This window comes from Mycobacterium sp. (assembly GCF_050701675.1).
Lineage (GTDB): Bacteria > Actinomycetota > Actinomycetes > Mycobacteriales > Mycobacteriaceae > Mycobacterium.
Genome location: NZ_JBOGDD010001254.1, coordinates 1 through 8,964 on the forward strand (window position 1 = coordinate 1; position 8,964 = coordinate 8,964).

At 65.1% G+C, this 8,964-nt stretch carries 9 protein-coding genes and 1 pseudogene; 2 read left to right on the plus strand and 8 right to left on the minus strand.

The annotated features are described in order from the left end of the window. The 6 genes and pseudogenes from ACRDUX_RS38900 to ACRDUX_RS38925 form a co-directional block, all read right to left on the minus strand. Positions 1-232 (minus strand): annotated as a pseudogene (locus ACRDUX_RS38900) (hypothetical protein); the annotation flags it as partial. A 51-nt stretch (positions 233-283) separates the two neighbouring features. Beyond that, a complete protein-coding gene (locus ACRDUX_RS38905) occupies positions 284-1,441 on the minus strand; it encodes an ABC transporter ATP-binding protein (protein WP_526422560.1) in 1,158 nt (385 codons plus the stop codon). Then, a complete protein-coding gene (locus ACRDUX_RS38910) occupies positions 1,438-3,090 on the minus strand; it encodes an amidohydrolase (protein ID WP_526422562.1) in 1,653 nt (550 codons plus the stop codon). The genes ACRDUX_RS38905 and ACRDUX_RS38910 overlap by 4 nt, the downstream gene beginning before the upstream one ends. A 4-nt stretch (positions 3,091-3,094) precedes the next feature. Next, positions 3,095-3,739 (minus strand): type II toxin-antitoxin system RelB family anti-toxin, encoded by a 645-nt coding sequence (gene relB / locus ACRDUX_RS38915; RefSeq protein ID WP_526422564.1) that lies wholly within the window; start codon positions 3,737-3,739, stop codon positions 3,095-3,097. Between the two features lie 268 nt (positions 3,740-4,007). Further along, positions 4,008-4,577, minus strand: coding sequence for an HD domain-containing protein (locus tag ACRDUX_RS38920; protein WP_526422566.1), 570 nt, complete (start codon positions 4,575-4,577; stop codon positions 4,008-4,010). Beyond that, positions 4,574-5,830 carry an FAD-dependent oxidoreductase gene (locus ACRDUX_RS38925; RefSeq protein WP_526422568.1) on the minus strand — a complete coding sequence of 419 codons (1,257 nt, stop codon included), beginning with the start codon at positions 5,828-5,830 and terminating at the stop codon, positions 4,574-4,576. Before ACRDUX_RS38925 ends, ACRDUX_RS38920 begins: the two co-directional genes overlap by 4 nt. A gap of 115 nt (positions 5,831-5,945) precedes the next feature. On the opposite strand from ACRDUX_RS38925, the gene ACRDUX_RS38930 reads away from it, so the two are divergent. Further along, on the plus strand, positions 5,946-6,551 hold the full coding sequence (locus ACRDUX_RS38930; protein ID WP_526422570.1) for a TetR/AcrR family transcriptional regulator: 606 nt from the start codon (positions 5,946-5,948) through the stop codon (positions 6,549-6,551). Positions 6,552-6,571: 20 nt separating this feature from the next. Here the strand turns inward: ACRDUX_RS38930 and ACRDUX_RS38935 are convergent, their stop codons facing one another. Further along, complete coding sequence (locus tag ACRDUX_RS38935; RefSeq protein ID WP_526422572.1) at positions 6,572-7,000, minus strand: pyridoxamine 5'-phosphate oxidase family protein; 429 nt, start codon at positions 6,998-7,000, stop codon at positions 6,572-6,574. Between the two features lie 77 nt (positions 7,001-7,077). Continuing rightward, entirely contained in the window at positions 7,078-7,626 is a 549-nt protein-coding gene (locus ACRDUX_RS38940; protein WP_526422574.1) for a TetR/AcrR family transcriptional regulator, read from the minus strand. Between the two features lie 146 nt (positions 7,627-7,772). Here ACRDUX_RS38940 and ACRDUX_RS38945 point away from each other — a divergent pair, with 146 nt between their 5' ends. Beyond that, the gene (locus ACRDUX_RS38945) at positions 7,773-8,957 is read left to right on the plus strand and encodes an MFS transporter (protein ID WP_526422576.1); all 1,185 of its coding nucleotides are present in this window, start codon (positions 7,773-7,775) and stop codon (positions 8,955-8,957) included. Positions 8,958-8,964: the final 7 nt, after the last annotated feature.

An 8,964-nucleotide genomic window follows, 5' to 3' on the forward strand; every position in this document is an offset into this window, starting at 1 on the left:
TGGGGCCCTTGGCGGCAGTGACGTCCGTCAAGGTGGCGGGGTCGTCGTACTCACCCCAGGTGTAGATGTTCAGACCGTCGGACGACGAGCCACCGCTGCCCGATCCACTGGAGCACGCAGCGAGAAACGCCGTGACCCCGAGTGCTGCGGTGCCGCCCAGGAAGGTTCGGCGGGTGAGCGAGTTCTTCAGACCTTCGGGAACGAGAGCGCGAACGGGTTGGTGCTGATTCATGTCGTGACTTCCGGGTCGAGTCGGGGAGACGATGGGCGGGGGAGCGGACGGCTACGACGTGAAGATCCGCACGGCGTCGGCCGACCACGAACAATTCACGGACGAGCCGAGTTCTGTGGGCGGGCTGGCTGCGCGGGGGAGACGGGCGAGAATCTGGTCGTCGTTGGGCGTGTGGATGACCAACTGGAGGCTGTGGCCGAGTTCTGAGACCCCGAGCAGCGTGCCGGTGACGGAGTTGACCGGGGAGTCTGACGCAAGAGCGACGGCACCGGACGGTGGCGCAGTGGTGACGGTCACCGATTCCGGTCTGATCGCCGCGGTGACCTCGGCGTCGCCCGAGGCTGGCACGCTACCTTTGGTCGGGCGTGAGGAATACAGCGAGAGGCCGGCGGTACGCACGCTCACCCCCTCGCTGTCAAAGGACGAGATGGTGCCAAGGAAGGAGTTCTGCCTGCCGATGAACCCTGCCACGAAGGCCGACTCCGGCGCATCGTAAACGCTTGAGGCCGTGCCGATCTGCTCGATCCGTCCGTCCTTCATCACCGCAACCCGATCGCTCATGGACAGCGCCTCCTCCTGGTCGTGCGTGACGAAGATGAACGTCGTGCCGAGTTCACGCTGCAGCAGCTTCAGTTCGACCTGCATCTCCTCGCGCAGTTTGCGGTCCAGGGCGCTCATCGGTTCATCGAGCAGCAGAACGGCTGGCCGATTCACGAGAGCCCGTGCCAAGGCGACGCGTTGCTGCTGGCCGCCCGAGAGCTGCGCAGGCTTCCGATTGGCGAAAGCCGTCATTCTCACCATGTCGAGGGCACGGCTCACCCGCTCGGCAATGTCCGCCTTCGGCACCCCCGAGAGGCGCAGCCCGTAGGCCACGTTGTCGGCGACCTTCATGTGTGGGAACAGCGCATAGGCCTGGAACACGGTGTTCACCGGGCGTTTGTGAGGCGGCAGGTTCTCGACGTTCCGGCCTGAGATCTGGATGGAGCCGTCGTCGGGAAACTCGAATCCACCGATCATCCGAAGCGTCGTCGTCTTGCCGCACCCGCTCGGTCCAAGCAGACTGAGGAACTCCCCGGCCTGCACGTCGAGAGTGATGCTGTCCACGGCAACGGCCGCCCCGTAAGTCTTGGTGAGCGAGCGCAATTCGACCGAGCCCGGCGCGGAGGCCGGTGGCGCCTTGGCTTCGGTGGTCAGATCCATGATGCTCATGCCGATACCAGGGCCGAGGTTGCGTCGTAGACGATCTCGCCGCCGATGATCGTGTAAACGACAGTAGCTGAGCCGATCTCGGCCACCGGGGCGGCGAAGATGTCGCGGTCGAGAATCACGATATCCCCGACCTTGCCGACTTCGATGCTTCCCGAGCGTTGTTCGTCGTGGTTCAGGTAGGCGGTGCCGAGGGTGTGTGCGATCAGCGCGTCGGCGAGGGAGAGCGCCTGCTCGCCGAGGAAGGGCAGAGCGGTCGGGCCGGTCGCTCCCGCGGGGGCCCGGTTGACGGTGGTGTGGATGATCTCCAGCGGATTCGCCGTGCTCACCGGCCAGTCGCTGCCCGAAGCCAATAGCGACCCGGCCCTGTGGAGTGAACCGAACGGGTACTGCCAGGCGGCCCGGCGGGTGCCGAGGAACGGGATCGTCAGCAGGTCCATCTGGCCTTCGTGACGTGCCCAGAGCGGTTGCATGTTTGCGACCACCCCGAGTTCGGCGAACCGGGGGATGTCATGGGGGTGGACCACCTGGATGTGCGCCAGCGTGTGGCGGAGGTCGCTGTCTCCGTTGACCTTACGGGCCGCCTCGACGGCGTCGAGCGACTCGCGAACGGCTCGGTCGCCGAGCGCGTGGTAGTGCAGTTGGAAGCCCAAGGCGTCGAGCTGTATCGAGATCTCCTTGAGGGTGGTCGGGTCGACGAAGCTCTTGCCCATGTTCTCGCCTGGGCAGCCGCACGCGTCGAGATAGGGTTCGAGCATCCCGGCGGTGAAGTTCTCGGCGACACCGTCCTGCATGATCTTGACGGTGGTGGCCGCGAACCCGCCGGCCAGAGCGCGCTCGCGCTTCTCGACGAGTTCGGGAATCTGATCGAGCCCACGGTTGCGGTCCCACCACAGTGCGCCGACGACGTGCGCCTTCAGCACACCGGATGCCGTGCCACGCAAGTAGGATTCGAGGGCGTCGGGGGTGTCGTTCGTGGCTCCCACGATCGCGTCTTGCCAGGCGGTCACCCCCCAGGCGAACAGTTGCTGCTGAGCGATTTTCAGCGCCTCGTCCATATCGTCCTGGCTCGGCAGTGGAATGTGCCGAGCGACGAGGCCCATGGCCCCTTCCTGCAGCGTCCCGATCGCGTGGCCGTCGGCGTCGCGTTCGATGCGGCCGTCGAACGGGTCGGGCGTCGCGTCGTCGATACCGCCGATCTCCAGGGCTTTCGTGTTGACCCAGGCGCCGTGACCGTCGCGATTGGGAAAGAACGCCGGGCGGTCGGGAACGATGGCGTCGAGCGCCGCCGCCGTCGGAAGACCGCCTGGGAATGAGTCCATCGACCAGCCTCCGCCGCTGATCCACGCCAGCTCGGGATTGGCCGCCGCATACTCGGCGATGCGAGTGAGGTAACCGTCAGCGGTGACGTACGGGGTCAGGTCGCAGGCGATCATGTCGAGACCGGCGTGATACGGGTGGATGTGGCTGTCCTGAAAGCCCGGGGAGACGAGGCCGCCGGCCGCGTCGATCTCGACGGCATCCGTTGCGGTGAGCGCGTCCGCTCCGATGGCGGCGATGATGCCGCCATCGATGAGAACGGGCTCCTCGACGATGCCGGCAGGTGTGAAGACGTGGCCTCCGGTGATCAGCAGGCGGTCGCGAGTAGCCATGGTCTCATTCCTTAATCTGTTGTGCGGATGGCGAATTGAGCGGGTTCGTGTCGATCGGCGGGGTGAAATGCGACGTGATCCACATGGCCTGGGCCGGGGTCGCACCGATGTTCACGGCACGGTGGGGAACGGACGAGAGGTACTCGACGCTGTCGCGGGGTCCGAGGATGAGCGTCTCGGCGGCGATCGAGACTTCGATGTGGCCAGTGAGCACGTAGAACAGCTCCTGCGCGTTATCGTGGGCGTACGCTTCGGGTCCCGTCGAGCCGCCCACCTCGAACGTGCCTTCATACACTTCGAGCTGGTGGATCGGCGGCCGCGAGAGCAGTAGCTTCTGCAGTCCGCTGTCGCTGGAGAAGATGGGTCGCTCGTGCGCCCGCAGCACGGGCCGCGCGACGGGAGCTTCGTCGGACAGCAGGTCGGCGACCGAGATGCCGACGGCCGCAGAGATGCGCTTCAGCACCCCCACGGAAACTCCGCACTTGCCGTTCTCCAACTGGCTGATGAAGCCTGCGCTCACCCCTGCCCGGGCCGCGACCTCGCGGGTGGACAGTCGGGCGCGCTCGCGGGCGGCCCGGAGCCGATCTCCGAGGACGGAACGTGCCGCTTCGTCGATCTTGGCTACGGCAATCGTAGGTTCAGGAAACACGAGCCTCATCTCGTTAAGACGGACTTAGCAGATCGCTTACTGCCGAACGTATGGGCAGAGGCGCCATGGCGCAAGAGGGGGGCGCGCAGAAGCGCGAATTCTTAACACGTCAGAAATGCAGAACTCGATCGAGGGACCGCAGGGCCGTCGGGTCTACCGAGCTGTCCAATCTATCGGGAGTGCTGCCGGCTACCTCGAGGCAGGACAGCGAAAAGTTGTGGGCGACAATCGAAGATGACGCAAGCGGACGGCGATGATCACATGCGGGTCAGTGCGCGACGGTCCACGGCTCGCGGGCGAAGATCTGCTCGACCATCGGGCGGAAGAACTCAAGCGGGCGGTGCTCGAATTCGGTGTCGAAACAGTTCTGGTCATATTTTTCGCAGAACTCCACGCAATCGCCGAACCACTGGTGGCCGCGATACCTTTCCCGAGCGTCCCGCGCGCCGCCCATGTGAGGCGCGTAGTAGTACTGCTGGAATTCGGGGTGGACCTTGACGATCCAGGCCACTTGTTCCGACACGTAGGGCGCGATGACTGCTGCCGCGAACGCGCCATGTGCATGTGGGGCGTACGTGTCACCGATGTCATGAAGGAGCGCTGCGACGACGTACTCGATCGATCGTCCGTCGTCGAATGCCCGGGTTGCCGACTGCAGTGAGTGGTCCAGTCGGCTGATCGGATATGCCTGCTGTCCATCGGCGAGAGCTTCCACCAGTGTGAGGACGCGGGGTACCAGTCCGGCGTTGTTTGCCGCTTCTGCGCGATCGATGAGGGCATAGTCTTCCGCGGTGCCCTCGGCCATCGTGCGGTAGGTCGCACGTGTCTGCGTGCTCATGCGGACTCCTCTCGACGCGCGTCTGTATCCACCGTAGCGATCGCTTGTTTCGGCCGCGTGTCCGACAACGACAGATCGGTTGCGGCCGTGTGGAGGTGGGACTGCAGCAGCTGGGCTAGTCCAAGTCGTTGCAGCCACGGCACCAGGCACAGTTTGAGGTTGCGGCGAAGCAGCTGCCCTTTGGTGCGCGCGATCACGGTGGAATCGCTGCGTAGCGCCAACTCCTGGTTCTTCTCCACGTAGTCGCGCAGTCTGCGCTCGTAGGCCGCGAAGGCCAGTTCAGGTCGGTCATGTCGGCCCAGTTCGCTGGCCAGCACGTAGGCTCCCGCAATCGCGATGCTGGTTCCCTGCCCGGACAGGAACGCCGGCGCGTACGCGGCGTCGCCGACGAGTGCGACTCGACCGGAGCTCCAATGGTCCATGCGGACCTGGCTCACGGTGTCGAAGTAGAGGTCGCCGGCGCCAGTCAGCGTGTCGATGATCTCGCCGGTGCGCCAACGATCGCTTGCGAACGCCTCGCGCACCGTGCGAAGGATCGTGTCGGTGTCGCGACGGTTCACGGTGCCGGGCGCCGGGTGCACGAAGGCCAGGAACGCCCTGGCGGCGCGCTCGCCTGCGGGCCATTCGACCAGGGCGGTGCGCCCCGGGTGCGAGTACATGAAACCGCTGCCCGGAGCGAACGTGTCGGCCGGCAGGTCCCAGATCGCCGCGTATGGTCCCAGGTGGCGGACGAACAGCGACTCGTCGCCGAAGGCCAGGTCGCGGACGTTGGAGTGGATGCCGTCGGCGCCGATCACGACGTCGAACGCCTGGGATCGACTGTGCTCGAAGGTGACGTCGACGCCTGAGTCGGTCTGGGTCAGCATGGTGATGGAGTCGCCGAAGGCGTAAGTCGCACGGCCGCAGCTTGCCCGGTACAGGATCTCGCTGAGCAGACCGCGGGTGATCTCCACGTCGCCGGATCGCGAGTCATTGAGCAGGTTGCCGAAGTCCAGTGTGCGCAGCCGACGCCCACCGGGAGCGAGCAGAGCGACGGGGACGTGCCGGTAGCGTGAGGCCGAGACCTGGTCGTGAAGACCCATCCGGCGGATGACCTCCACTGCGCTGCCACGGATGTCGACCGGGTACCCGCTGGTTCGTAGGCTCTCGGCGCGCTCGACGACGGTGACATCCCACCCGGCCTCCGCCAGCCAGTAGGCGAGTACGGGCCCGGCGATGCTCGCGCCTGAGATCAGGGCGCTGCGAGTGGTCATGAGGATGCTCCTCCAATTTCGTTGGATCCGTTGAGGTCCCGGCCGCATGGTGCTCATTAGCTACACAACTGTCGCTTATCGCCACGACGCTAGCAGCGTGCGATAAGCTACACAAGTGTCCTCTAAAGGAGCGATCGGCCCTCGGCGTCGCGGTGCCGCGCTCGAGTCCGCAATCCTCGACGCGGGCTGGGACCAGCTCATCGAAGCCGGATTCGAACGCTTCACCATCGACGCGGTTGCCGAACGGTCATCCGCGGCCCGCTCGGTGTTGTATCGGCGCTGGCCGTCACGATTGGGCCTGCTCGAGGCGGTGATCCGGCACCGCGGGCAGACCGACGCGATTCCCACCCCGGACACCGGGAGTCTGCGCGGGGACGTACTGGCGCTGCTGACCGAATTCAACGACCGACGGTCGCGAATTGTCGGCCTGATTGCCGCGCGGCTCGGTGCGTACTACGACGAGACGGGCGGGTCCCCACGGGAGCTCCGCACGTGGTTCATGCCCGACGGACCGTCCGCCATGGTGACCATCGTCGAACGCGCCGTCGCCAAGGGCGAACTCCCGGTGACACCGCCGGCCCGGATCATCGCGCTACCAGCCGACCTGGTCCGACACGAGCTTCTCATGACGATGACGGCGGCAACGCCGGAGACGATCATCGAGATTGTCGACGAGGTATTCCTGCCGCTGGCAATGCAATTCGGCAAGGCGACGGCTTAAGGCATCGGCCGTGCAGTGCCCTAGTCGTCACCGGAGTAATCCGCAGTGATCCACCGGTCGGGACGAACCGTGAACAACACGCTGGCGTCATCGCCCATGCCCGCTACGAATGCGCGGCCGCCTTCTTCGCCCAGATAGCGAATCGCGATGGCATGCCGGACCTCCAGCGGCGTCGGGCTGGTGACGTCCACGACGGTGCCCTCCACGATCACGTACTGATAGGGAGGCTCCTCGCGCTGAACGACGAGTGTCACCCTGCCGGCCTGCTGGATCAATCGCGCCTTCCGAGAGGACGCTCCCGTATTGATCAGTATTTGGCCACCCGGGGTGTAGCCGTACCAGATCGGCACGCTTGCGGGCGGGCGACCGTCCGTCGCTTCCACCGAGAGCACGCCGACGTGTTTGTCTGCGAGGAAGTTCTGTCGTTCCGTATCGCTGAAGGCCGTCATGTTCGAGCCAACACGGCCGCACCGCGTAGCTATTCCCGCAGCACGCGCCGTCTGGTCGGCACTCGCTGGCGCTGGTACTACCGCCGTCCCTTCGGACGCTGAACCCGGGTGATTCGGTCGATGACTGCCAACAAGCCCTCGTCCGGGGGCGCTTGTTGGTGTCCTCCCAAAGCGCCGAACAACGCATTGTAATACAGCCCGTCGCCAGCGAGCTTTACTGCGCGGGCGGCGTCGAGGTCGCCGATCCCCTCAACCAGAGCCTGAAGCCAGGCGTTGGAGACCGTTTCGGCCGTTGTTCGTGCTGCCGCGAAGCCTGCCTGTTGTAGTCTCGCGACTGCCACCAGGGCTCGATCCATCGGTGTGCCTGCGTAATAGGACGTCTGAATGTAATAGCGCGCCGGGCCATCGGGAGCGGCGCGCATCCGTTGCACGTCTTGGGCGGCGAGCTCCTGCAGTCGCTCGCACAGACCGTCAACGAGGCGGTCCTTCGACGGAAAGTGGTACAACAAGCCACCTTTCGATACCCCGGCCCGGCGGGCCACGGCTTCGAGCGTGGCGTGACGTTCTCCTTCAATCGAGAGCAGCTCTGCGAACGCGTCGAGGATTCGGTCACGTACCTGAACCATCTTCGGAGCTTACCGACCGCGGGGGAGCACGAGTACCGTTGAACAACGCTGCAGTCCGCCGGTGCCGGGCCACTCGCCCCGCTGCCATATCCGTGAGCTACTATACCGTCTGGACGGTATATAGATGCAGGTCAAGGTCTTGATGAGTGACTTACACGGAGAGGTTTCTCGTGCGCGGGTATGCCGATCTGGTTCGTTCGCCTGGCGTACTGGGAGTCACCTCGGCGCAGTTGTTCGCGCGCCTACCCATAGGCGTGCTGTCGTTGGCAATTCTGCTCCATGTGCAGACCCGATCGGGTTCCTACGCACTGGCCGGCAGCGTAGTTGCGTGCGTTAGCGTGGGCGAGGCGATCGCCATGCCGCTGACCGCCCGACTCGCCGGGGCCTTCGGTATCACGAAAACGCTGCTGACGACAGCCTGCATCAACGCCGCCGCCACGCTTGCGGTGGCCTTCGTGGTGCCGAACCTGGCACTTATTTTCTTGGGACTTCTTGTCGGAGCGTCCATTCCACCGATCATGCCCGTGGTCCGAGCGTTGTACCCACAGATGGTGCCAGCCGATGCGCTACATACGTTATTCGCCCTCGACACCACCGCCCAAGAGCTGATCTGGATCGCCGGGCCCGTCATTGCGACATCCCTTACCTCAGCGGTCTCGACGGTGATCCCCTTGGCGTTGTGTTCGGTGATCACCGTCGCCGGCACGGCGTGGCTGTTGCTCAACCCACCCATGCGGGCGCTGCGCATCGAACGGAGCACGTCATCGGTCGGCAAAACGCTGACCGCGCGTGCTGTGATTCTGGCGATGATCGCCAGCCTCGCTCTGGTTGCATCATTCATGGCACTGGAAGTCGGCGTGGTCGCCGACTATGGGGTGCAGAAGGGTCTGGCCGGTGTGGCGTTGGCGATATCGGGCCTTGGTTCGCTGGTCGGCGGACTTACCCTGGGCCATCGCAGACTCTCCACCCATGGACTCGTAGCCACGTTGGCTGTAGTGACGATCGGCACCGCCTGCACAGGTCTGGCACCCGATCGGACCTTGCAGATGATTGCGCTCTTCTTCGCAGGATTTGGTTTCGCCCCGGCCATGTCGACCCTCTATCTGGCGGCATCCCGGGCAGTGAAATCACACGCCGCTGCCGAGGCGTTTGGCTGGCTGAACACCGCATCCTTGGTAGGTGCGGCCATCGGCACCGCTGTGGCCGGCTTCGCCAACGACGCGTTCGGCGGCGCCGGACCCTTCGTCACGGCCACGGTGCTCGCGGCCGTGGCGGCCCTAAGCCCCGTGTTCATGGGGCCGCCCCGACCGCTACCGGGAGGGTCTACCTGATCGGATC